The 23,999-nt window shown below is 70.4% G+C and carries 22 protein-coding genes; 12 read left to right on the top strand and 10 right to left on the bottom strand.

Annotated elements, in window-relative coordinates:
* Positions 1-19 precede the first annotated feature (19 nt).
* The 8 genes from C3481_RS10535 to C3481_RS10570 all read left to right on the top strand — a co-directional run bounded on the left by C3481_RS10535 (position 20) and on the right by C3481_RS10570 (position 9,055).
* Positions 20-922 (top strand): F0F1 ATP synthase subunit gamma, encoded by a 903-nt coding sequence (locus C3481_RS10535; RefSeq protein WP_023955196.1) that lies wholly within the window; start codon positions 20-22, stop codon positions 920-922.
* A 21-nt stretch (positions 923-943) separates the two neighbouring features.
* Positions 944-2,389 (top strand): F0F1 ATP synthase subunit beta, encoded by a 1,446-nt coding sequence (gene atpD, locus C3481_RS10540; protein ID WP_023955194.1) that lies wholly within the window; start codon positions 944-946, stop codon positions 2,387-2,389.
* 1 nt (position 2,390) lies between these two features.
* Entirely contained in the window at positions 2,391-2,648 is a 258-nt protein-coding gene (locus tag C3481_RS10545; protein WP_023955192.1) for a F0F1 ATP synthase subunit epsilon, read from the top strand.
* Between the two features lie 68 nt (positions 2,649-2,716).
* The gene (locus tag C3481_RS10550) at positions 2,717-3,469 is read left to right on the top strand and encodes a YaaA family protein (protein WP_071919291.1); all 753 of its coding nucleotides are present in this window, start codon (positions 2,717-2,719) and stop codon (positions 3,467-3,469) included.
* A gap of 111 nt (positions 3,470-3,580) precedes the next feature.
* A complete protein-coding gene (locus tag C3481_RS16535) occupies positions 3,581-4,312 on the top strand; it encodes a hypothetical protein (protein ID WP_023955188.1) in 732 nt (243 codons plus the stop codon).
* An 83-nt stretch (positions 4,313-4,395) separates the two neighbouring features.
* Positions 4,396-5,379, top strand: coding sequence for an aldo/keto reductase (locus tag C3481_RS10560; protein ID WP_103842229.1), 984 nt, complete (start codon positions 4,396-4,398; stop codon positions 5,377-5,379).
* A 72-nt stretch (positions 5,380-5,451) separates the two neighbouring features.
* Positions 5,452-6,252, top strand: a complete 801-nt coding sequence (locus C3481_RS10565) for a PP2C family serine/threonine-protein phosphatase (protein ID WP_023955184.1) — start codon at positions 5,452-5,454, stop codon at positions 6,250-6,252.
* 67 nt (positions 6,253-6,319) lie between these two features.
* Positions 6,320-9,055, top strand: coding sequence for an FtsK/SpoIIIE domain-containing protein (locus C3481_RS10570; RefSeq protein WP_103842231.1), 2,736 nt, complete (start codon positions 6,320-6,322; stop codon positions 9,053-9,055).
* Here the strand turns inward: C3481_RS10570 and ald are convergent.
* Both ald and C3481_RS10580 read right to left on the bottom strand, forming a co-directional pair.
* On the bottom strand, positions 9,021-10,136 hold the full coding sequence (ald, locus tag C3481_RS10575) for an alanine dehydrogenase (protein WP_064955608.1): 1,116 nt from the start codon (positions 10,134-10,136) through the stop codon (positions 9,021-9,023). The genes C3481_RS10570 and ald overlap by 35 nt on opposite strands.
* A gap of 34 nt (positions 10,137-10,170) precedes the next feature.
* Positions 10,171-11,160, bottom strand: a complete 990-nt coding sequence (locus C3481_RS10580; RefSeq protein WP_023955177.1) for an asparaginase — start codon at positions 11,158-11,160, stop codon at positions 10,171-10,173.
* 52 nt (positions 11,161-11,212) lie between these two features.
* On the opposite strand from C3481_RS10580, the gene C3481_RS10585 reads away from it, so the two are divergent.
* A complete protein-coding gene (locus C3481_RS10585) occupies positions 11,213-11,692 on the top strand; it encodes an OsmC family protein (protein WP_023955175.1) in 480 nt (159 codons plus the stop codon).
* 9 nt (positions 11,693-11,701) lie between these two features.
* On the opposite strand, the gene C3481_RS10590 is transcribed toward C3481_RS10585, so the two are convergent.
* The 3 genes from C3481_RS10590 to C3481_RS10600 all read right to left on the bottom strand — a co-directional run bounded on the left by C3481_RS10590 (position 11,702) and on the right by C3481_RS10600 (position 14,056).
* Complete coding sequence (locus C3481_RS10590; protein ID WP_036305910.1) at positions 11,702-12,505, bottom strand: 1-acyl-sn-glycerol-3-phosphate acyltransferase; 804 nt, start codon at positions 12,503-12,505, stop codon at positions 11,702-11,704.
* Positions 12,506-12,598: 93 nt separating this feature from the next.
* Positions 12,599-13,717 (bottom strand): HNH endonuclease signature motif containing protein, encoded by a 1,119-nt coding sequence (locus C3481_RS10595; protein WP_103842235.1) that lies wholly within the window; start codon positions 13,715-13,717, stop codon positions 12,599-12,601.
* A gap of 12 nt (positions 13,718-13,729) precedes the next feature.
* A complete protein-coding gene (locus C3481_RS10600) occupies positions 13,730-14,056 on the bottom strand; it encodes a hypothetical protein (RefSeq protein ID WP_146053641.1) in 327 nt (108 codons plus the stop codon).
* A 139-nt stretch (positions 14,057-14,195) separates the two neighbouring features.
* On the opposite strand from C3481_RS10600, the gene C3481_RS10605 reads away from it, so the two are divergent.
* Positions 14,196-15,173: an FKBP-type peptidyl-prolyl cis-trans isomerase gene (locus C3481_RS10605; RefSeq protein WP_103842239.1), complete on the top strand. Its 978-nt coding sequence runs from the start codon at positions 14,196-14,198 to the stop codon at positions 15,171-15,173.
* A 57-nt stretch (positions 15,174-15,230) separates the two neighbouring features.
* The gene (gene dxr / locus C3481_RS10610) at positions 15,231-16,316 is read left to right on the top strand and encodes a 1-deoxy-D-xylulose-5-phosphate reductoisomerase (RefSeq protein ID WP_103842241.1); all 1,086 of its coding nucleotides are present in this window, start codon (positions 15,231-15,233) and stop codon (positions 16,314-16,316) included.
* Positions 16,317-16,325: 9 nt separating this feature from the next.
* On the opposite strand, the gene pflA is transcribed toward dxr, so the two are convergent.
* From pflA to C3481_RS10635, 5 genes are all read right to left on the bottom strand, one after another.
* Complete coding sequence (gene pflA / locus C3481_RS10615; RefSeq protein WP_258039110.1) at positions 16,326-17,129, bottom strand: pyruvate formate-lyase-activating protein; 804 nt, start codon at positions 17,127-17,129, stop codon at positions 16,326-16,328.
* A gap of 14 nt (positions 17,130-17,143) precedes the next feature.
* A complete protein-coding gene (pflB, locus tag C3481_RS10620; RefSeq protein WP_023955163.1) occupies positions 17,144-19,417 on the bottom strand; it encodes a formate C-acetyltransferase in 2,274 nt (757 codons plus the stop codon).
* Between the two features lie 182 nt (positions 19,418-19,599).
* On the bottom strand, positions 19,600-21,207 hold the full coding sequence (locus C3481_RS10625; protein WP_103842243.1) for a Mur ligase family protein: 1,608 nt from the start codon (positions 21,205-21,207) through the stop codon (positions 19,600-19,602).
* A 66-nt stretch (positions 21,208-21,273) separates the two neighbouring features.
* A complete protein-coding gene (locus C3481_RS10630) occupies positions 21,274-21,975 on the bottom strand; it encodes a DUF1775 domain-containing protein (RefSeq protein ID WP_103842245.1) in 702 nt (233 codons plus the stop codon).
* Between the two features lie 56 nt (positions 21,976-22,031).
* Positions 22,032-22,619: a hypothetical protein gene (locus C3481_RS10635; protein WP_103842247.1), complete on the bottom strand. Its 588-nt coding sequence runs from the start codon at positions 22,617-22,619 to the stop codon at positions 22,032-22,034.
* Between the two features lie 56 nt (positions 22,620-22,675).
* On the opposite strand from C3481_RS10635, the gene C3481_RS10640 reads away from it, so the two are divergent.
* The gene (locus C3481_RS10640; RefSeq protein ID WP_103842249.1) at positions 22,676-23,980 is read left to right on the top strand and encodes an RIP metalloprotease; all 1,305 of its coding nucleotides are present in this window, start codon (positions 22,676-22,678) and stop codon (positions 23,978-23,980) included.
* Positions 23,981-23,999 lie beyond the last annotated feature (19 nt).

Below are 23,999 nucleotides of genomic sequence, written 5' to 3' on the forward strand. Positions count from 1 at the left end.
CGCGGAGGACGACACACTTATGGGCGCACAACTCCGGGTCTACAAGCAGAAGATCAGTTCTGCTCAGACGACCAAGAAGATCACGAAGGCGATGGAGCTCATCGCGGCTTCGCGCATTCAGAAGGCGATGGGACGCGTCCGCGCGTCCTCTCCCTTCGCGCGGGCTGTGACGCGTGCCGTCTCCGCGGTGGCGACCCACTCCGACGTCGAGCACCCGCTGACGACCGAGCGCGAAACGATCCGTCGTTCCGCCGTCGTCATCTTCGCCTCCGACCGCGGCCTCGCCGGCGCGTTCAACTCGCAGATCCTCCGTGAGGGTCTCGAGCTGGCCGAGCTGCTGCGGTCGCAGGGCAAGGAAGTGGACTACTACCTCATCGGTCGCAAGGCCGTCGGGTACTTCCAGTTCCGCCGGATGCGGGCTGCGGGGGAGTGGACGGGTGACACCGATACGCCGCACTTCAGCACGGCCGAGCAGGTCGCCGGGGCTCTCCTCGACGCCTACGCTCAGGGTGGCGAAGACGGCGGCGTCGACGAGATCCACCTCGTGTACAACCGTTTCGTCAGCATGATGACGCAGACGCCGGAAGCGGTCCGTCTGCTGCCACTCGAGGTCGTCGAGGCCGATGCCGCGACGGCGGACCAGGCTCCGGTCTATCCGCTGTACGAGTTCGAGCCCGACCCCGAGACGGTGCTCGACGCGCTGCTGCCGGTCTACGTCCAGAGCCGCGTGTTCAACGCGCTGCTCCAGTCGTCCGCCGCGAAGCACGCCGCGACGCAGAAGGCGATGAAGTCGGCGAGCGACAACGCCGACAAGCTCATCACCGACTACACCCGCCTGCGCAACAACGCTCGCCAGGCCGAGATCACTCAGCAGATCGCCGAGATCGTCGGCGGCGCCGACGCTCTGGCGTCGGGCAAGTAAGACCAACCGAAAGAGACAGACATGACCACCGTCACTGCCGAAGCCACGTCGGTCGTCGGCCGCGTTGCGCGCGTCACCGGCCCCGTCGTCGACATCGAGTTCCCGCACGACTCGATCCCCGACATCTACAACGCGCTCAAGACCACGATCACGATCGACGGCGCGTCGACCGAGATCACCCTCGAGGTCGCTCAGCACCTCGGCGACGACCTCGTCCGCGCGATCTCGCTGAAGCCGACCGACGGCATGGTCCGCGGCCAGGAGGTGCGCGACACCGGTGGCCCCATCACGGTCCCCGTCGGCGACGTCACCAAGGGCAAGGTCTTCAACGTCACGGGTGACGTTCTCAACGCCGCCGAGGGCGAGACCATCGAGGTCACCGAGCGCTGGGGCATCCACCGCCAGGCGCCGAGCTTCGACCAGCTCGAGTCGAAGACCCAGATGTTCGAGACCGGCATCAAGGTCATCGACCTCCTCACGCCCTACGTCCAGGGTGGAAAGATCGGCCTCTTCGGCGGTGCCGGCGTCGGCAAGACCGTCCTCATCCAGGAGATGATCCAGCGCGTCGCGCAGGACCACGGTGGTGTGTCGGTGTTCGCCGGTGTCGGTGAGCGCACGCGTGAGGGCAACGACCTCATCCACGAGATGGAGGAGGCGGGCGTCTTCGACAAGACCGCCCTCGTCTTCGGCCAGATGGACGAGCCGCCGGGGACGCGTCTGCGCGTCGCCCTGTCGGCCCTGACGATGGCGGAGTACTTCCGTGACGTGCAGAAGCAGGACGTGCTGCTCTTCATCGACAACATCTTCCGCTTCACGCAGGCCGGCTCCGAGGTCTCCACGCTGCTGGGCCGCATGCCCTCGGCCGTGGGCTACCAGCCCAACCTCGCCGACGAGATGGGTGTGCTCCAGGAGCGCATCACCTCGACGCGCGGTCACTCGATCACCTCGCTGCAGGCGATCTACGTCCCCGCTGACGACTACACCGACCCCGCCCCGGCGACGACCTTCGCTCACCTCGACGCGACGACCGAGCTCTCGCGCGAGATCGCGTCGAAGGGTCTCTACCCGGCCGTCGACCCGCTGAGCTCGACGAGCCGCATCCTCGACCCGCGCTACATCGGTGAGGACCACTACCGCGTGGCCACCGCCGTGAAGCAGATCCTGCAGAAGAACAAGGAACTGCAGGAGATCATCGCGATCCTCGGTGTCGACGAGCTCTCCGAAGAGGACAAGATCGTCGTGTCGCGTGCACGTCGAATCCAGCAGTTCCTCTCGCAGAACACCTACATGGCGAAGAAGTTCACCGGTGTCGAGGGCTCCACGGTCCCGATCAAGGAGACCATCGAGTCGTTCGACGCGATCGTCAAGGGCGACTTCGACCACGTGGCCGAGCAGGCCTTCTTCAACGTCGGCGGTATCGGCGACGTCGAAGAGAAGTGGGCGAAGATCCAGAAGGAGAACAGCTGACATGGCTCTGACGGTCACGCTCGTCTCCGCCGAGGCGGAGGTCTGGTCGGGTGAGGCATCCCTCGTCGTGGCCAAGACCGTCGAGGGCGAGATCGGCTTCATGGCGGGGCACGAGCCGGTGCTCGCCATCCTCGCCGAGGGCCAGGTGCGCATCACGCAGCCGGGCGGCGAGAAGATCGTCGCCAACGCGCAGGACGGCTTCCTGTCGATGGAGGGTGACGAGCTCACCATCGTGGCTGGCAACGCCGCGCTGGCCTGACCCGTACCGCGTCTACGAGAGACCGCACCCTCCGGGGTGCGGTCTCTCGCGTTGAAGGGAGACAACGGATGCTGGTGCTGCTGCCACCCTCCGAGACCAAGCGTGCCGGCGGCACGGGCGCGCCGCTCGACATCGACGCGCTCGCGTTGCCGCAGCTGGCCCCCGAGCGACGGGCCGCGGTCGCTGCCCTCGTCGCACTGTCGGCGGACCCGGATGCCGCAGCGCGGGTGCTGAAGCTCAGCGCCCGTCAGCGGGGCGAGGTCGCGGTCAACGCCGAGCTGACGACGTCTCCGACGATGCCGGCCGTCGACCGCTACACGGGTGTGCTGTTCGATGCGCTGGGCTCGACGAATCTCGATTCCGCCGCACGAGACTGGCTCGGGGAGCACGTGCTCATCCAGTCGGCGCCGTTCGGTCCCGTCGCCGCACTCGACCCGATCCCCGCGTACCGTCTCGCGGCCGGGGCATCACTCCCCGGCATCCCGCCGCTCCGGCGTCACTGGGCTGCCGCAGGTTCCGCCGCGCTGGGGGAGACGAATGCGCCTTTCGTCTTGGATCTGCGATCCGAGGCCTATGTGGCGCTCGCTCCGGTGCCTGCGGCGATGTCGTCGGCCTTCGTACGCGTCGTCTCCGCCGGCGCCGACGGGACGGTACGCGCGCTGAACCATTTCAACAAGCACGCGAAGGGGGAGCTGACCCGCGCGCTCGCGCTTTCGGCGCCGGCGGTGGCGTCGCGAGCCGATCTCGTCGCCTGGGCGGATGCGAACGGGTGGGTGCTGCGCGAGGCAGCGGTATCCGGCGAACTCGAGCTCGTCGTCTGAGTCAGCGGGGACCGGCCGTCACCGTCTCACGCGACAGCCCGTGGTTCGCTAGCATGAGCGGCGACCGACGACGCGAGCGCGTCGTCCAGGTCACGACTGAGGAGGTCGTTCATGTCGGGTTACTACGACGATGGTGCGGGGGCGGGCGCGGTTCTCGCCCTTCTCCTGCTGATCCTTCCCATCATCCTGATCCTCGCGCTCGCGGGCTACATCATCAGCTCGTTCTTCTACATGAAGATCTTCGAGAAGGCCGGTGTGCAGGGCAAGTGGCGAGCGTGGGTCCCGTTCTACCGCGAGATGGTGTTCGCCAAGCTCGGCGACATCTCCCCGTGGGTCATGCTGGGCGCGATCATCGCCACGGGCGTGCTGAGCAACATCCCGGGCATCGGCTTCATCTTCGGCTACCTCGCGATCATCGCTCTCGCTCTGGCGAGCGTTCGCGTGGGCCAGAAGCTCGGCAAGGACTGGCCGCTCGTGCTGCTCTACATTCTTCCGGGCATCGGCGGCTTGATCTGGCTGGGTATCGCAGCCTTCTCGAGCTCGCCGTGGAACCCCAACGTGCAGCCTTCGCCGTGGCGCACCTCGTTCCTTCGCGACACGACCGTCTGGCAGGGGATCCCCGTTCAGCCCGATGGCGGAGCAGCTCCTGCAGCCGGCGCCTACGGTGCCCCCGGCGCCGGATACGCTCCGCCCGCGGCCCCCAGCACCCCGCCGGCCGGCTCGTACCCGCCGCCCGCTGCTCCGCCGGCACCTCCGGCCGGTGCCTACCCGCCGCCGGCAGCACAGCCGCCCGTCACGCCGCCGACCACCGAGCCTCCCGCTCCGGACGCCCCGCGGCAGTGAGCACCCGAGGAGCCCTCGTCGAAAGACGGGGGCTCCTCCTCGTCTCGGCCGTGCACACCGTGCCCCGGGTCTACGGTGGAAGGATGGACGACGCAGTGCAGACCCGGCGACTCGGAACCTCCGGCCTTCTCGTCTCGGCCGTCGGGCTGGGATGCAACAACTTCGGTCGGCGGGGGACGCCCACACAGACGCTGGACGGCACGGTCGCCGTGCTGGATGCCGCCTTCGACGCCGGCATCACCTTCTTCGACACCGCCGACATCTACGGCGGGGAGCCAGGCCTGTCCGAGACTCTGATGGGCGAAGCGCTGCGCGGGCGCCGTGACCGCGTCGTCGTGGCCACGAAGTTCGGCCACAGTGCGGTGGACCTCGGTCTGCCCGGCGCCAAGGGGTCGCGCGTCTACATCCGTCGAGCGGCTGAGGCGTCGCTCGAGCGTCTGCAGACGGACTGGATCGATCTCTATCAGCTGCACACGCCCGACCCCGAGACGCCCATCGAGGAGACGCTCGACGCGCTGTCGGAACTCGTTCGCGAAGGGAAGATCCGTTACATCGGCCATTCCAATTTCGCGGGGTGGCAGATCGCCGAGGCGGAGGCGGTCGCACGCGCCCGCGGGGATGTGCCGTTCGTCTCCGCGCAGAATCACTACAGCCTGCTCGCGCGCGCCGCCGAGCGAGAGGTGCTGCCGGCCGTCCGACACTTCGGCCGTGGCTTCCTGCCGTACTTCCCGCTGCACAACGGCCTGCTGACCGGGAAATTCACGCGGGATCACATTCCCGCCGACACGCGTGTCGCTCGGGAGCGGCGTCACCTGTGGGAGAACGCGCCGTGGGATGCCATCGAGGCCTACCGCTCGTTCTGCGATGAGCGGGGCATCACGATGGTGCAGGCGACCTTCGGCTGGCTCCTGGCGCAGCCCGCGCTGAGCAGCGTGATCGCCGGCGCGACCTCTCCCGAGCAGGTGCGCTCGAACGCCGCGGCGGCCTCGGCGTGGCAGCCCAACGCCGATGAGTTGGCGACGATCGACTCGCTCTTCCCGCTTCCGTCGGACCCCGCCGCGGGCTGACGGAATCCCGCACCACGGGTGCGTCCACTAGAGTGTGACACGCCCATCCGTCGACGAAAGAAGAGTGACAGCGTGCCCGACCCCACGACCCAATCCCGGATCGTGGACGTCCCGTCCGGTGCGATCGAACTCCGGTGGGCCGCCGCGACCGACACCGGACGTCGACGCGACAGCAACCAGGATGCCGTTCTCGCGCAGTATCCGCTGTTCATCGTCGCCGACGGCATGGGCGGACACATCGGCGGCGAGATCGCCAGCGCGAGTGCCGTCGATCGTCTCCGTGGTGTCGCCGATCGCGGCGTCGTCACTCCCGAAGACATCGAAGAGGCTCTCGAGCGGGCCGTCGGCGACATCGCCGATCACCCCGAGACGACCGACGACGGAACCGGCACCACCGTCACCGGCGTGTACCTCGACATCGTCGACGGCGAACCGCAGTGGACGACTTTGAACATCGGCGACTCGCGGGTCTACCTCCTGCGCGACCAGGCGATCGCTCAGGTCACGACCGACCATTCCGTCGTCCAGGAGCTCGTCGCCGCGGGGCGGCTCAGCCCCGAGGAGGCGGAGCAGCACCCGTACGGGAACGTCATCACGCGCGCCGTCGGGCCGAGCGACGGTGTCACTCCTGATTACGTGCGTCTGGATGTCGTCGACGGCGACCGGTTCGTCATCTGCAGCGACGGGCTCACGAAGGAGCTGACGGACTACGGAATCCTGCATTTCCTGCTCGAGAACCCCGATCCCGCTGCGGCGGTCTCGGCGATGATGACCGCCGCGCTCGAGAACGGCGGTCGCGACAACGTGACGATCATCGTGCTCGACGCGCACTTCCGCAGCGCCGACGACGCCTCCTCCCCGAACGCGGACTGAACCCGGCTCTCCACCTCCTGCGCCATCAGTATGGTGGCACCACGAGTGCGTTGCTTGACTCGGACGCGTGCATCCGACCGTCCCCTTCGACGACCCGATCCGGCTGCCGCCGCCGCGGCCTGAGACACGGCGTCCGCCGCTCCCGGTGTGGGCGCTGGCGGTCCCGGTGGCGGGTGCCGTCCTCCTCTGGCAGATGACGGGGTCGCCGACGGTGCTGTGGTTCGCGGCGCTCGGGCCCCTCGTCGCGGTCGCGTCGCTGCTCGACGGGATGCGCGTGGCGCGTCGAGAGCGGCGCAGCTCCGCGGGGAGCGCCGCTGCCGGCCTGCTGTCCGCTCACGTCGAGCTGGACGAGCGCCACGCACACGAGCGCGCCGACCGCTGGCGCACGACGCCGGATGTCGCCCGACTCCTCGCCGCCCCCGACGACCTGTGGCGTCCGAGGCCCGCCCGCGACCTGGTGGTCGTGGGATCGGGCGACGCGCCGTCGCGCACGCGTGTCGATGGTGACGCGCCGCCGGAGTTCCGGCAGGCCGCCGCCACCGTGCGCAACGCGCCGGTCACGGTCCCGCTCACGGCGGGGATCGCGGTCGTCGGGCCCGCGGCGCCCGCGGCGTCGATCGCGCGAGCTCTCGTGCTGCAGATCTGCCTCGTCCATGGGCCGGGCGAAGTCTCGCTCGTCGCCGCGGCCGAGGACTGGGCCCGAGAGCTCCCGCACGCGTCGGTGCTCGCAGGATTGCGGCTCTGGTGGGGGTCAGGGGCGCCACCCGCGGATGCCGACATCGCGATCGTGTGCGTCGACTCGGTTGCCCCGCCCCCGCAATGCGCCGCCGTCGTGCGAGTCTCCGGCGTCGACGAAGCGGTGCTGGGGTATGGCGGTTCCTCCTCGGTGCTGCGTCCGGAGACGATCGGCCGGGCCCAGGCGACGACGGTCGTCGCGCTGCTCCGCGAACGGGCCACCGCGGTGGGCGGCGACGACGTGACGCCACTGCCTTTCGACGATCTTCCTCGCCCCGGCGGCGCGGGGATCACCGCGGTTCTCGGAGCCGGCCGCGGCGGTCCTGTGATCGTCGATCTCGTCGACGACGGGCCGCACGCGGTCGTGGTGGGGGCTACCGGTAGCGGGAAGAGCGAGCTGCTCGTGACCTGGATCGCGTCGCTCGCACGGGCCTCGCCGCCGTCGCGCGTGAATTTCCTGCTCATCGACTTCAAGGGCGGTCGGGCTTTCGACGCGTTGACGTCGTTGCCGCACGTGGCAGGCGTGGTGACGGATCTCGACGACCGGAACGCTGTGCGTGCGATCGAGAGCCTCGCCGCCGAGGTGCGGCGTCGGGAACGCGTCCTGGCCGAGCTCGGGGCACGTGACATCGCCGAGGCGTCCGATGCGCTGCCGCGGCTGGTGGTCGTCGTCGACGAATACGCCGCGCTCACGGCCGCTCACCCCGCGATGCACGACGTGTTCGCCGACATCGCCGCACGCGGCCGCGCGCTCGGGATGCATCTCGTGCTGGCGACGCAGCGTGCGGCGGGGTACCGCGAAGCGGTGCTCGCCAATGCGCCGCTGCGGATCGCCCTGCGTGTGGCCGATGGCGCGGAGTCGCGCGCCGTGCTCGGGTCGGCGGAGGCTGCGGCACTGCCCGGTGGACGCGCGGACCGCGGTGCCGCGCTGGTGAAGCGTCCGGCGGACGCGCAGCCGCACCTGCTGCGGGTGAGTCTGTGTCCTCCCGAGGCCATTGCGGACATCGCTCGAGCCGCCGCGGGAGCGACTCCGGCCCGTCGCCCCTGGCTGCCGCCGCTGCCCGCTCACATCGCGCTGGCCGAGGTGCGGCGGGAGGGGGCCCTCGTTCTGGGTGTGGCCGACGAGCCGGCAGAGCAGCGTCGGCGCGTCGTGGTCCTCGACGGACGTGCGCCGGGAGCAGGGGTGCTCGGACGCGCGGGGTCGGGGCGCATGACGCTCCTGCGAACCATCGCGGCACAGGTGCCCGCCGACCGGCTGTGCTGGGTACCCGGCGACCTCGAGGCGGCGTGGGACGTCGTCACCGCGCTCGATGACGTTCCGGAGGGCTGGGTGGTCGTCGTCGACGATCTCGACCGCCTGCTCGCGGCGTTGCCCGACGACTACAGCGCCGCCGCGGCGGCGATCCTGGAACGCGTCGCGCGCGACGCTCGAGCCCGCGGCATCCAGTTCATCTGCGCGGCGCAGCGGATAACGGGAGCCGTCGGGAGGATCATCGACCTTCTGCCCGATCGTGCGGTGCTCACAGCGGTCTCGCGGTCGGAGCACGTCTCGTTCGGCGGTGACCCATCGCACCACGACCCGTCGGCGCCGGCGGGGCGGGGGAGATGGGGTGGTGCGCTCGTCCAGTTCGCCGATCCCGGCGACGTTCCTCCGCCGCGCGGCGAGGCAGCGCTCCCCGGTGTGTTCGAGCCGAGCTTCGCCACAGCGTTCGTGGCACCGCCCACGGGCGCCACGCAGGCGGTGCTCGACCACTGGCGCAGTCGCGGCCTCGAGGTCACTTCTGTGGAGCAGACGACGTCCCTACGCCCGGGGAGGGTCGTGTGGGGCACCCCTGAGGCATGGATCGGTCGCTGGCGCGGCGCGGCGGCAGGCGCGCAGACGCGGGTTCAGCTCGTGGTCGACGCCGCCTGCGGGTCCGAGCTGCGGCTCGTGACGGGCAGCCGGCGGTTGCCGCCCTACGCCGTGCCGGGCCGCGGGCGCGCGTGGGTCATCGACACGCGGACGGATCGTGTCCGCCGGGTCGTCCTGCCTCTCAGCCCAGCGCGACGGCCAGCGAGCCTGCCGTGAGATCGTGCGCTGCTGCCACGCCCTCGTTCACGACCTGGCCCGCGGCGGTGTTGAGTCCGGCCGCGAGCGCCGGGTCGGAACTCAGCGCCCGGCGCCAGCCGTGGCGGGCGATCTGCCGCACGTAGGGGAGTGTCGCGTTCGTGAGAGCTGAGGTCGAGGTGTTCGGTACGGCGCCGGGCATGTTCGCGACGCAGTAGAACACCGTGTCGTGCACGCGGAAGGTGGGGTCGGCGTGGGTCGTCGGCCGGGTGTCCTCGAAGCAGCCGCCCTGGTCGACGGCGATGTCGACCAGCACCGAACCCGGTCGCATGCGTGCGACGGTCTCGTTGCGCACGAGCTTGGGGGCTTTGGCGCCGGGGATCAGCACCGATCCGATCACGAGATCGGAAGCCACGACCGCGCGTTCGAGATCGAGCGGGTTGGAGGCGGCGGTCTTGACCCGCCCCTGGAAGTGGTCGTCGAGGAAGCGGAGGCGCTGGATGTTGGTGTCGAAGATCGTCACGTCCGCGCCGAGGCCGGCCGCGATGTATGCGGCGTTCGCGCCGGCCACTCCGCCGCCGATGACCGTGACCGCGGCGGGCCGGGTGCCGGGGACACCGGACATGAGCAGGCCGAGACCGCCGGCCGAGCGGAGCAGCGTGGAGGCGCCCACCATCGGGGCGAGGCGGCCGGCGACCTCGCTCATCGGTGCGAGGAGCGGCAGGCCCCCGCCGGGGAGCTGCACGGTCTCATAGGCGATGGCGGTGATGCCGCTCTCGACGAGCCGTTCGGTGAGCGGGCGGTCGGCCGCGAGGTGCAGGTAGGTGAACAGGACCAGGTCATCGCGGAAGCGGTGGTACTCGCTCGCGATCGGCTCCTTGACCTTCAGCAACAGCTCGGCGCGCGCCCAGACCTCGTCGGCGTCGTCGAGCAGCACTGCTCCGGCGTCGGCGTACTCCGAATCGGGCAGCGACGAGCCCTCGCCGGCACCGCGCTGGACGAACACGTCGTGGCCGTTGACGACGAGGTCGTGCACACCCGATGGTGTGAGCGCAACGCGGTACTCGTTGTTCTTGACCTCGCTGGGAACGCTGATGCGCATGGCAGTCCTTTCTGCGCTCCCTCGTGAGGAGCCGCTACACCGTCGGCCGGATGATGCCGACGTTCTGTCCGCCGCCGAGCACGGTCAGCGGAAGATGAGAGATCACGCGGGCCACGGGTGCGGCCTCGAGGGCGCCTGCCCGCACCAGCAGGGTGAGCGCGATCGCCGACGCGGCGCGGCCGTTGCCGTCGAGCACCTTGAGGGCCACCGTGGTCCCGTCGGGGGCCACCATGACGAGCACGCCCTCGGCGCCCGTCTTCGCGAAGACTCCGAGTCTCTCGATCGCGACGGTGTCGGGTCGCCCGGGACCATCGATCGTCCAGGGATTCTCGCGAACGGCCCGGACGAGGGCACCAGCCATGCGGTGCAGTGCGAACGGCGAACGCTCGCTCGCGGTGCCGATGCGCTGGATCGCGCGCCCGAGCGCGATGAGGCTCATCGCGTAGACGGGGGCGCCGCATCCGTCGATCGCCATCGCCGAGGCCTTCGTGCCGGTCAGTCGTTCGATGACCTCCCGCGTGTGCACCTGAAGCGGATGCTCAGGGTCGAGATACGTGGCGGTGTCCCAGCCGCTCGCGACGCACGCAGCCAGCATCGCGGCGTGCTTGCCCGAGCAGTTCATGCGGATGCGGGTGGGGGTGCCGAGTTCCCGCACGATCTCGTCGCGCGTGGCGGTGTCGCCGGGCCAGGCCGGTGGGCAGCCGAGATCGTCCTCGCCGAGGCCTGCGTCGTTCAGGATGCCGCGGACGACCGCGACGTGCCGATCGGTGCCGGAGTGGCTGGCGGTGGCCAGGCCGAGCCGTTCCCCCTCGAGCGAGGCTCCGGCGGTCATGCTGGCGAGTGCCTGCAGGGGCTTGAGGGTCGAGCGCGGCAGGATCGGTGCGTCTACGTCGCCGAGGGTGCGGATCGGGCTGCCGTCGGCTCCCAGGACGACCGCTGCGCCGGCGTGACGGGACTCGATGAAACCGCTGCGCTCGACGACCGCGAGCTCGACGGCGGCGGGAACGGCGAAGGTCTGCGGCACCCCGACAGCCTACCGTCGCGGGCCCCGCCGTGCCGCGTGTCAGACTGTCTGCATGTTGGGTGAGCACCGCTATTCCGTCCGGGCCGAGTGGACCGGGAATCGCGGCACCGGAACGAGCGGCTACCGAGACTACGACCGGGCCGTCACGCTGAGCATCGACGGAAAGCCGTCGCTCGCGGCGTCGAGCGACAAGCCGTTCCGCGGAGACCCGACCCGGTGGAACCCGGAGGATCTGCTGCTCTCGGCGCTCTCCGAATGCCACCTGCTGTCGTACCTTCACGCGTGCGTGACGGCGGGGGTCGTCGTCGTCTCGTACACCGATGACGCGACGGGAACGATGCGTGAGGACGGGCGGGGTGGCGGCGCGTTCGCGGAGGTCGTCCTGCGACCCCGGGTCGTCGTCGCGGAGGCCTCGATGCGAGAGGCGGCGCTCGAGGCGCACGCTCAGGCGAATGCCTGGTGCTTCATCGCGAACTCGGTGAACTTCCCGGTGCGCCACGAGCCGACGATCCTCGTCTCGGGCGAGGAGTGACCTGTCTGGTCAGCGGCGTTCGTGCGGCAGAGCCTGCTTGATCCGCTCGACGGTGTTCTGCGGCGGGGCTTCGTTGTAAGCGCCTGCCAGCTCCTGACCTGACAGGGCGTGGATGGCAGCCATGATCTCGTCGGTGGCGTTGCGGCGGGCTCGACCGGAGTCCGCCGAACCGTGGTGGCTGAGGTCGAGTGGCTCGCCGAAGCGGACGGTCACCCGCGGACGGAGCCGCGGGAACTTCGCCCCGACGGGCATGATGTCGCTCGTCCCGATGAGTCCGACGGGGATCACCGGTGCGCCGGTCTGCAGCGCGAGGAAAGCGACACCGGTGCGCCCCTTGTAGAGGCGGCCGTCGAGAGAGCGCGTGCCCTCGGGGTAGAGCGCCGTCGACCATCCGGCGTCGAGCATCTTCTTCTGCTGGTCCAGGGCATCGAGCGCGGCTTGGCCTGCTCCGCGGCGTACCGGGAACGCGCCTGCAGCGTAGAAGAACTCGCGCGACAGCCACCCGCGGAATCCGGTCCCGTCGAAGTAGCTCGACTTCGCGAGGAACCGCACCGGGCGTGGCGACGCCATGGGGATCACGAAGGAGTCGATGAAGGAGAGGTGGTTGCTCGCCAGGATGACGGCGCCCTTCCGGGGGAAGTGCTCGCGTCCTTCGATGCGCGGCCGGTAGATCATGCGAGCCAGCGGTGCGAGCACCCACCGGCCGATCACGTAGGTGAGACCGATTCCGGGGACTGCTTCGACGGCGGCTGCGGCTTCGTCGTGCTCGCCGGGCTCGCCGGACTGCGGCTCGGTTGCGTCAGCGTTCACCAGACGAGGCTACTGCGGAACGCATAACTGCGCGGACATGTTGTGCGAGCGCACACGACCGACGTGGGCGGGCGAGGCCGTATCGAGTACGGATCGTCAGAACGGTGGAGCTCCCGGTCCGGGTGGACCCGCGGTCGTGAACGCCATCAATGGTGGTGGTGCGTCTTCGCGGTAGATCCGTCCGGTGGGTGAGGTCCAGACGAGCAGGCCGCCCGGGAGTTGTCGGACTCGCCAGCGGGTGTGGTGTTTGACGTCGTGGTGTCTCTTGCAGAGGTTGGCGAGGTTGCACACGTGCGTCGCACCGCCGTCGGAGGCAGCGATTGTGTGGTCGAGCTCGCAGCGGATCGCCGGTTGCCGGCATCCGGGGAACCGGCAGTGCCGGTCGCGGGCCCGCAGCAGTCGCACCATGGCGGCGGTCGGCCGGTAGGTGTCGCACTCCAGCACGGTCCCGGTGACCGGGTGGGTGAGGAGCCGGTCCCACGAGGTGGCGTTTCCGGCGAGTTCGCGTGCAGTGTTCGCGTCGATGGGGGAGCGACCAGCGAGATCTGCCGGCCCCTCGTCTTGGCCCGTGAGCGTCAGCGCAGACACGGCGACCTGCACGTGCGCCCGGATCGCTCCGAGGGTTCCGTTGCCGTCACCGGTCGCGGTGGGGTCGAGGGCGGGTGTGCCGGCGAGGAGGAGGTCACTGAGCACGTCGGCGCGGACCTGGTCGATCGTGCGGGCATCGTCGACGAACGACGACCCGTCGCGAATCGTCGCATCGGCATCGCGACCGCCACCATTGGCGTCGGCTCGTGCGTCAGGTGCGTCGGCTCGAGCGCCAGCGCCACCGGACGCCGCGTCAGCTCGAGCGCCAGCGCCAGTGCCACCGGATGCCGCGTCGGCCTGATGCCGCGCGCTGATGATCTCGCGCGCCTGCCGCGTCAGCCGGTCGACAATCCCATCCGCGATCACCGTCGGCAGGGTCGCGATGAGATCCGACATCCCATCCGCGCCTGCCTGCACTCGCACGCACCGCCCCGCCGCGGCCTCTTCATGCCGCTCCGTGAACGTCCTCGGGTGCATCCGCTCGGCGATCATCCGCAACGCGTCCCGCACCCGGTTCGGGGTCTCGCCCTCGCACCGCTCGATCGCAAGCCGTTCGAACTCCGCCCGCTCCTCCGCAGGCACCAGGCATCCCGTCTCTTGAATGACCCGCACATGCCCGCGGACGATGCGCCCGTCCTCTCACGCCGCCATCGTCACCGGGTAGTTCTCCACCAGGTCTCGCGCCTCATCGATGCGGCGCTGCACGGTCCGGTCGGTCGCCACGAACACCCCAGCCAGCTCCGCTGCGATTCCGCGCAGCGCCATCTCGCGCGCCTTCACGCGTTCCGACGACCCGGCGGCCTGCTTCTCCGCGAGTACCCCGGCGGCGGCGAGCACCCGAACCTCACGCACCTGGCCAGCCCGAACCACGTCCGCCGCCCCCTCGGCATCCGCGACCAGCATCGCGAGCTCAGCGACATCAGCGTCGCTGCCCATCCCGCCGCTCACCCCGTCATTCGAATGCATGTTCTAATATTGCCACGGGCCTCCGACATCGCCCCGTCACAATCCACAACGCTGACGGAGGACGCCCCGGGTTCTCAGCGCGCACTGATGCTGGTGCGAGAGGATGACAGTTCCGTCTCCCCGATCGAAGAGGTTCTCCGTGCGTCTGCGCCCGTTCGCCGCTCTGTCCGTCGTCGCCGTCTCGGCGCTTGCGCTCGCCGGTTGCGCGGGCGGTGACACGGCCACCGAGTCGCCCAGCCCCAACGCTTCCGGCGGGTCGGAGCAGTGCCTCGTCGACGCCCAGCCGGGAGAGTCCTCCGACAGCATCGAGGTGTCGGGCGCGGCGCCCGAGCTGACGGCGACGGTCGACCCGGGCCTCGAGCCCGCCGAGATCGAGCGGACGCTCACGACCCGCGGCGACGGCGAGGACCTCCACTCGGGCGACCTGGTGTCGGGGTCCTACGCGATCTACGACGGCGCGACGGGCGAACTGCTCGAGCAGTCGCGCGACACCTCGCCCGACGACTCCGGGCTGGTTCCGGTCCTGCTCGACACCCAGCAGTACTCGGTGTTCGTCGCGGCGCTCGAGTGCGCCCCGCTCGGCTCGACGGCGGCTCTGGCGATTCCCGGGTCGGCGTTCGGCGAGGGCCGGACGGCCGTGGTGGTCGTCGCGGAGGGCGTCGAGAAGCTCCCGACTCGGGCGACCGGCGCCGACCAGGCGGCCGTCGACGGCATGCCGACGGTCGAGCTCGCCGACGACGGCGCCCCCACCATCACCCTCCCAGGCACCGACGCGCCGACCGAGGTGAAGCTGGCGAACCTGAAGACCGGCGACGGCGCCACGATCCAGCCCGGCGACACCGCATTCGTGCAGTACACCGGCGTGAAGTGGTCGGACGGCTCGGTGTTCGACTCGAGCTGGGACCGCGGCCAGCCTGCGGCGTTCCCGACGAACGGGGTCGTCGCCGGCTTCCAGCAGGCCCTGGAGGGACAGCAGGTCGGCTCGCAGGTGCTCGTCGTCATCCCGCCGGCCGCGGGTTACGGCGCGCAGGAGGGCAGCGAGCTCCAGAACGAGACGCTCGTCTTCGTCGTCGACATCCTCGGCGTCCAGCGCACGCCCGCGCCGGCCGCAGGCTGAGGTCGCCCGCCGCCGCGCCAATCAACCCGGCACCCCCGCAGCACCTAGGCTGACGGGATGCGTCGCGTCGTCATCCTCGGCTCCACCGGTTCGATCGGGACGCAGGCGCTCGACGTCATCGACTCCCGGCGCGACCGGTTCGAGGTCGTCGGGCTTGCCGCCGGGTCGAACGCGCGGATGCTGGAAGAGCAGGCAGCTCGCTTCGGGGTGACCCGCACCGCACTCGGCGCGGCTGATGCGGAACGTCTCGTCCGTGATGTCGACGCCGACGTGGTGCTCAACGGCATCACCGGGTCGGTCGGGCTGGGGCCCACTCTCGCCGCGCTCGAGTCGGGTCGAACCCTGGCGCTCGCGAACAAGGAGTCGCTGATCGTCGGCGGCGAGCTCGTCACCTCTCTCGCCGCGCCCGGTCAGATCGTCCCGGTCGACTCCGAGCATTCCGCCATCGCGCAGGCCCTGCGGTCGGGCGAGCCCGACGAGGTGCGCCGGCTCGTGCTCACGGCATCCGGTGGGCCGTTCCGCGGCCGCCGGCGCGACGAGCTGGCCGCTGTGACCCCCGCGCAGGCGCTCGCTCACCCCACCTGGGATATGGGACGCGTCGTGACGACCAACTCCGCGACGCTCGTCAACAAGGGGCTCGAGGTCATCGAGGCCCACCTGCTGTTCGGCGTGGACTACGACCGCATCGACGTCGTCGTGCATCCCCAGTCGGTGGTGCACTCGATGGTCGAGTTCATCGACGGCTCCACCATCGCCCAAGCCTCGCCGCCCGACATGCGCCTGCCGATCTCGCTCGGCCTCGACTGGCCGCGCCGAGTCGCGGGCGTCGGCGCTCCGCTCGACTGGACACGTGCGGGCGAGTGGACCTTCGAGCCGCTCGACGACGCAGCGTTCCCGGCTGTCGCCCTCGCCAAGCGCGTGGGCGGAGAGGGGGGAACCTACCCGGCGGTGTTCAACGCCGCGAACGAGCAGGCCGTCGAGGCGTTCCACGCCGGGGTGCTGAGCTTCCTCGGGATCGTCGAGACCGTCGAGCGCGTCGTCGACGCGCACTGTCCGCCGAGCGAGCTCACACGGGAGTCGCTCGCGGAGGCCGAATCGTGGGCGCGGAACGCCGCTGACCGCGCGATCGGTGCGACGCGATGACGGCCGCCGTCAGTAGACGGTGAGGCCTCGCTCCGCGAACTGATCGCGGACCCGCGCGAGCAGCTCGGCATCCGGCGTCGGTCGCCCGGCGAGCGGGTAGGGGATGCCGAGTCGCTCCCACTTCGACGTACCCATCTGATGGAACGGCAGGACCTCGACGCGGTGCACGTTCTGCCATCGGGCGACGATGTCGGCGACGGCGTCGACGTTCTCCACGGCATCCGTGAGTCCGGGCACGAGCACGAACCTGATCCACACGGGCGTGCCACGAGCGGCCAGGCGGTCGCCGAAGTCGATCGTCGGCTGCAGGTCGCGCCCGGTGACCTCGCGATAGGTGTCGGGCAGGCCCGACTTCACGTCGAGCAGGACGAGCGAGACGTCGTCGAGCAGTGCATCGGATGCCGCGCGGCCGAGGTTCCCCGAGGTGTCGATGGCGACGTGGACGCCGAGCTCGGCCGCGGCCCGGGCCAGGCGCGTGACGAAGGCCGCCTGCTGCAGCGGCTCACCGCCGGAGATCGTCAGTCCTCCTCCCGTCGCCCGGAAGACCGGCAGGTACCGGCGCAGACGGGCGACGATGTCATCGAGCTCAGTGATCTCGCCGTCACGCTGACGCCACGTGTCGGGGTTGTGGCAGTACTGGCAGCGCAGCGGGCATCCCGCGAGGAAGAGGGTCATCCTGGTGCCGGGGCCGTCCACGGAAGTGACGAGCTCCCAGGAGTGCACGCTCGCGACATGCCCGGACCGTCGTGCGGCGAGACGGTCGTGACGGGGGTCGCTCAGATCGGCGGTGCAGGCCGCGCCCGGCACCAGGATGGCGGACACGGGACTCAGACTCCCGTGTGGAAGGTGCGGCTGAGGACGTCGAGCTGCTGCTCTCGGGTCAGTCGCACGAAGTTGACCGCGTAGCCGGAGACCCGGATGGTCAGCTGCGGGTACTTGTCGGGGTTGACCATCGCGTCCTCCAGCGTCTCGCGCGTGAGCACGTTGACGTTGAGGTGGTAGCCGTCCGAGGCCATCTGCGCGTCGAGGAGTCCCACGAGGTTGCGGACCCGCTCGTCCGGCGTGCGCCCGAGCCCGCTCGGCGTCACGGTCGTGGTCAGCGAGATGCCGTCCTGGGCCTGGTCGAAGGGCAGTTTCGCGACCGACAGCGCCGCCGCCAGCATCCCGTGCGTATCGCGCCCGTTCATGGGGTTCGCGCCCGGGGCGAAGGGCTGGCCGGCACGGCGTCCGTCGGGGGTGTTGCCCGTGGCCTTGCCGTACACGACGTTCGACGTGATCGTCAGCACCGACTGGGTGTGGACCGCGTCGCGGTATGTCTGGTGCTTGCGGATCATCGACATGAAGTCCGACACCAGCTCGCGGGCGATCTCGTCGACACGGTCGTCGTCGTTGCCGAAGGTGGGGAAGTCGCCGTGGACGAGGTAGTCGACGACGAGACCCGACGCATCGCGCACCGGCTCGACCTTCGCGTACTTGATGGCCGAGAGCGAGTCGGCGGCGACCGAGAGGCCGGCGATGCCGCATGCCATGGTGCGCAGGACGTTCCCGTCGTGCAGCGCCATCTCCAGACGCTCGTAGGCGTACTTGTCGTGCATGAAGTGGATGCAGTTGAGCGCGTCGACGTACGTCTCGGCGAGCCACTCCATCATCACTCGGAAGCGCTCGCGCACGTCGTCGTACCCGAGCACGTCTCCCGAGACGGGGGCGGCGGCCGGCGCGATCTGCTTGCCGCTCACCTCGTCGCGTCCGCCGTTGATGGCGTACAGGAGAGTCTTGGCGAGGTTGACCCGAGCCCCGAAGAACTGCATCTGCTTGCCGACCGTCATCGGCGAGACGCAGCATGCGATCGCCGCGTCGTCACCGCACAGCGCGCGGATGTGGTCGTCGGACTCGTACTGGATCGACGAGGTGTCGATCGAGACCTGTGCGCAGAACTCCTTGAAGCCGTCGGGCAGCGCGTCGGTCCACAGCACCGTCAGGTTGGGCTCGGGTGCCGGGCCGAGGTTGTAGAGCGTCTGCAGGAATCGGAAGGCGGTCTTGGTCACGAGCGTGCGTCCGTCCTCGCCGACACCGCCGATCGACTCCGTCACCCAGGTCGGGTCGCCGGAGAACAGCGCGTCGTACTCGGGCGTGCGGAGGAACCGCACGATGCGCAGCTTGATGACGAGGTCGTCGACGAGCTCCTGCGCCTCGACCTCGGTGAGGATGCCGCGCGCCATATCGCGCTGGATGTAGGCGTCGAGGAACGCGGTGTTGCGCCCGAAGCTCATCGCGGCACCGTTCTGCTCCTTCACCGCCCCGAGGTAGGCGAAGTACAGCCACTGGATCGCCTCGCGGGCGGTGGCGGCGGGCCGGGTGATGTCGAAGCCGTACGAGGCGGCCATCTCGGCGAGTTCGTGCAGGGCGCGGATCTGCTCGGCGTTCTCCTCACGCGAGCGCAGGATGTTCTCCGTCGAGGGGTGCATGTCGAGTTCCGCCCGCTCGACGTTCTTCGCCGCCACGAGCGCGTCGGTGCCGTACAGGGCGACGCGCCGGTAGTCGCCGATGATCCGGCCGCGACCGTAGGCGTCGGGAAGGCCCGTGATGATGTGGCTGCTGCGGGCGCGGCGGACGGCCGGCGGGTACACGTCGAAGACGCCGTCGTTGTGGGTCTTGCGGTAGCGCGTGAAGATCGTCTCGAGGGTCGGATCGACCGGATAGCCGTACGTCTCGAGGGCTCCCTTGACCATGCGCCAGCCGCCGTTCGGCATGATCGCGCGACGCAGCGGCGCGTCGGTCTGCAGACCGACGATCAGCTCGTCCTCGCGCCGGATGTAGCCCGGAGCGTGCGACGTGATCGTCGAGGGGGTGAGGGCGTCGACGTCGTACACGCCGCGCTCGCGCTCCGCCGGGAACATCTCGCTGAGCGTCTGCCAGAGCCCGGTCGTGCGGGCCGTCGGTCCCACGAGGAACGACGCGTCGCCGGTGTAGGGCTCGTAGTTGCGCTGGATGAAGTCGCGGACGTCGATGTCGTCCTGCCACGGGCCCGGGGCGAAGCCCTCCCACGCGGCGGGGACCGCGTCGTCGTCGTGTGCTGTCGTGGTCGGGATGACTGTGCTCATCGTGGGTCCTTCGTCCTGTCGGAAGGCCCGCCGGGGAGCGGGGAAGGCGCTGGTCGTGCCTGCCGCGGCGTGCCTGCGGCCGACGTTACGCCCGGGCCGCAGAGGGTGCGGCGATCGTGCACGGGAGCGACAGGACGGCGGGGGACCGCCGATTTTTCACAGTGGTCCGACCACAAACGCGCTCAGTCGGCGTAGGGCACGGCCCAACTGGGCTCGGGCACCGGCCAGCCGGCATCCCGAAGCGCTCGACGAGCGAGCTCGCGAGCCGAGTAGGGCGTGCGGACTCCGCGGATGTCGCGGTAGTCCTGGTGTCCCGGGCCGGCCCACAGGATCGCGTCGCCCTCTCCGACGAGCGAGACGGCTTCGATGATCGCCTTCTCCGGCGGCGACGACTCGCGGATGTCGGCATCCGGTCGCGCTCGCCGAGCGCCCTCGAGCAGGGTGGCCCGAATCGCGTCGGGATCCTCGAAGCGCGGGTGGTGGTCGGTCACGATCAGGATGTCGCTGCCGAGGACAGCCGTCGCCCCCATGTCGTGCCGCTTGGTCTTGTCGCGATCGCCGTCGGCGCCGAACACCATCACGACGGTCCCGGGGGTCACGCGCCGCACGGCGGCGAGGGTCTTCTCGAACGCGTCGGGGGAGTGCCCGAAATCGACGTACACGGCCGGCCCGCGGTCGCCCGAGACGCGTTGCGTGCGGCCGGGCAGGTGCGCATCGATGCGGTGCCCGTCGAGCACGCGCACGAGCTCGTCCCACGCGTATCCGCCCTCGAGGAGCATGACGATCGCGAGACCGGCGTTCGCGGCCATGTGCCGTCCGATCACCGGAACCGTCGTCGTGAGCTGTCGGCCACCGGACCCGACCAGCCGGAACTCGGTGCCGTCCTGCCGCTCTTCGACGATCTCGACGGTCCAGTCCGCTGTCGCTGCGGGGGTCTCGGCGATCGCCGGAGTGATGATCGTCGTCACGGGGATCTCCGCGCGCGCCACGATCTGCGCGCCGGCGTCGGAGTCGAGGCACACCACCCCGCGTCGCGCCCGGTCCGCGAGGAAGAGCGGCAGCTTCGCCTCGAAGTACTCCGCCATGTCTCGGTAGTCGTCGAGGTGGTCGTGGGTGAGGTTGGTGAACCCGGCGACGTCGAACACCACTCCGTCGACGCGGTGCCGGGTCAGCGCTTGCGCGCTCACCTCGACGGCGACCGCGTCGACGCCGCGCTCGCGCATGAGGGCGAGCAGCGCGTGGAACTCCGAGGCCTCGGGGGTCGTGAGCCGCGACACGATGACGTCGCCCGCGATGTGGCGCTCCGCCGTCGAGGACAGGCCCGTGACGACTCCGAGCTGACCGAGGATCCCCTCGATGAGGTGAGAGACGCTGGTCTTGCCGTTCGTCCCGGTCGTGCCGAACAGCAGGGGGAGACGGTCCTCGCGGCCGGTTCCGTAGACCCAGGCCGAGAGCTCGCCCAGTCGGGCCCGCGGATCGTCGACGACGACGATGGGCAGACCGGCGTCGGCGGCGAGCTCGGCCCCGCGAGTGTCGGTGACGATGGCCGCTGCGCCCGTCGCGGCGGCTTGCGCTGCGAACTCGGCACCGTGCCGGACGGCACCCTGGATCGCGACGAAAGCCTCGCCCGGGCGTAGATCTGCCGTCGCGAGGGTGATGCCCGTCACGGTGACGTCGGTGGCGGCGCCGACGATCCGCCCGCCGACGTGCGCCGCGAGCTCTGTCAGGGAGCGGCGCGGCGGACTCTCGGGGCGGAGGACGGGAGGGAGGTTCGGGGCGTCGGTAGGCATTGCGACCATTGTCTCACCCCGGTTCCGGGGCGGCCGCGTCGATTGACGCGCCCGCCCCGGGTGTGCTCAGGCGCGTCGGCGGGTGATGGCCAGGACGAGCGCTGCGGCCGCGACGACGAGAGCCCCGGCCGAGAGCCAGATGGGCAGAGGATCGGCCGCGGACGAGGATGCCGCGGTCGTCTCCGCGTCGGCCGCATCGGCCGTGTCGCCGGACGAGTGGCCGCCTTCGGAGTGTCCGCCGTGCGCGTCGGCCGCCGCTGCTCCGACGACCACGACGGGAGCCGGGTATTCGAGGTCGTCCGGGTCCTGACCGTCTTCAGCGACCTGCACCCAGGCGGCCTCGCCGGTCTCGCACTGCTGCGTGACGGGGAAGGCGAAGCTCTCGCCCTCGGCCGAGCCGGGGAAGATCACGTTCATGCCGGCAGAGGCTGCGTACGCGTCGGGGATGGGCGCGACCGCCGTGTACGTCACGCGTGTGGGGACGCCGTTCTCGCCCGCCTCGGTCGTGATGGTCCACGCGCCGTCGATGACGGGGGTCGCGCCCTGTGCCTCGGCGGGGATGTCGACGACGAGTGCCGTCGTGGGCGACCCGTCGCAGCCGTGGCTGAACGAGAAGTCGATACGGGTCGAGCCGTTGGCGGCGACCTCCTCCGGCGTCACGTGCACGTGTGCCGAAGCGGCGAGCGGGAGGGCGAGGGCGAGGGCGGCACCGGCGGTCACGCCGACGGCCAGGCGCGCACGGCGGCGCGCGGTCATGGTGCGGGTCATTGTCATCTCTCAGAACATGCGGGCGGCGTCATGCGGCCCGCTACGGGAAGGGGAGGTCACACGGTGGCGACCGGCGGACCCCGCAGTGACAGAGAGAAACGGAGGCGACGTGCCGCCGCGACGCGTTCGCGGCGCGGGACGGGACGGAGCATCGGAGTCAGCGCACGAACCGACGGCGACATCAATCGCACGAACCGCAGGATGCCGCGATGGATGGCGCGCACCATGCGTTCGCCGGCGACGAGCGTGGCGACGGTCACGGCGGCGGCGAGAACATGCGTCGCCGTCATTCCCGAGCTCACGGCGTGCGTATGCGCGAGAGGCGCGAGGGCGGGGAGCCCTCCGCCGTGGGTGTGCGGGACCGGCGCCGTCGGATCAGCGGCACCCGCGATCGAGAAGAAGGTGTGGAACAGGCCCTGACTGGCGAGGACGACCAGGCCGGTGCGCCATGCCGAGGGTGCGCGGCCGACGAGCCAGACGGCCGCGGGCGCCGCGAGCAGCGCCGCGACGACGATGAGCCAGAGCGGCGCCAGACCGCCCGAGATGGTGTGGGCCGTGGCGGCGAAGACGGTGGCGATCGCGGCGGAGGCGGTTCCCCGCAGCGCGCGAGCACGCCGCACTGCCGCACTCTGCGCCCGCTCCATGGTGGGAGTTTACGGCCTGGGCCGATTCAAAGACTCGGCGGGTACTCTGAGCGGTCGTGACCGTCCTCGCTTTCGTCATCGGCGTCGTGCTGCTCGTCGTCGGGCTCGCCGTCTCGATCGCGCTGCACGAGGTCGGGCACCTCGTCCCCGCCAAGCTGTTCGGTGTGCGTGTCGGCCGCTACATGATCGGCCTGGGGCCGACCCTCTGGTCGCGGCGCTTCGGCGAGACCGAGTACGGCGTGAAGGCCCTGCCTCTCGGTGGCTACATCTCGATGTCGGGCATGTATCCGCCGGCACCCGAGGATCCCGAGGCCGCCACCCGGCGCAGCGGTCGCTTCTTCGGGGCGATGGTGCAGGACGCCCGCCTCGCCAACGCCGAGACCCTCGTCGAGAACGACACGCGACCGGCGTTCTACCAGCTGTCGGTGTGGAAGCGCATCGTCATCATGGTCGGCGGGCCGCTCATGAACTTCGTACTCGCGATGGTGCTCTTCGGCATCGCGCTGAGCGCCATCGGACTGCCGAGCGTTTCGACGACGATCGCCGGCGTCAACGAGTGCGTCGTCCCGGCCGGCGTCGAGCGCACGACGTGCGAGCCCGGTGATCCCGTCTCACCGGCCGCGGCAGGCGGCATCCGCCCCGGCGACATCATCGTCGCCGTCGACGGCACCGAGGTGACGGGCTACGTCGAGGCGACCGCGATCATCCAGGCGTCGCCGGGGCGCACGATCCCGATCATCGTCGAGCGCGACGGCGACCGCGTCACGCTGGAGGTCACCCCGATCGCCGCCGAACGCCCCGTGATGGCCGCGGACGGGACGACCGAGGTGAAAGAGGTCGGCTTCGTCGGTATGACGGGAACGCGTATCAACGTGCCGCAGCCGATCTGGACCGGACCGCAGGCGGCGGTCGAGCGGCTCGGCGCCGTCGCGAGCGTCATCTGGCAGCTGCCCGTCAAGGTCTACGAAACCGGAGTCGCCCTCGTCACCGGTGGGGAACGCGATCCCAATGGGCCGCTGTCGGTCGTCGGCGCCGGGCGCATCGCGGGCGAGGTCGCCGCGACCGACGCGCCGGTTCAGGACCGCGCCTTCCAGGTGCTGAGCCTGCTCGGCTCGCTCAACATCGCGCTGTTCATCTTCAATCTGCTGCCCCTGCTGCCCCTCGACGGCGGACACGTCGTGGTGGCCCTGTGGGACGGGATCAAGCGCGCCTGGGCGAAGCTCTTCCGCCGCCCGCGTCCGCGACCGGTCGACGCCACGAAGCTCGTGCCCGTCACCTTCGTCGTCGTGATCGGGCTCATCGTCATGGGCGGGACCCTGATCCTCGCCGACGTCTTCAACCCGATCTCGATCCTCGGCTGACGCCCTCGCCGCCGGTGCG

Source organism: Microbacterium sp. Ru50, assembly GCF_002920555.1.
GTDB lineage: Bacteria > Actinomycetota > Actinomycetes > Actinomycetales > Microbacteriaceae > Microbacterium > Microbacterium arborescens.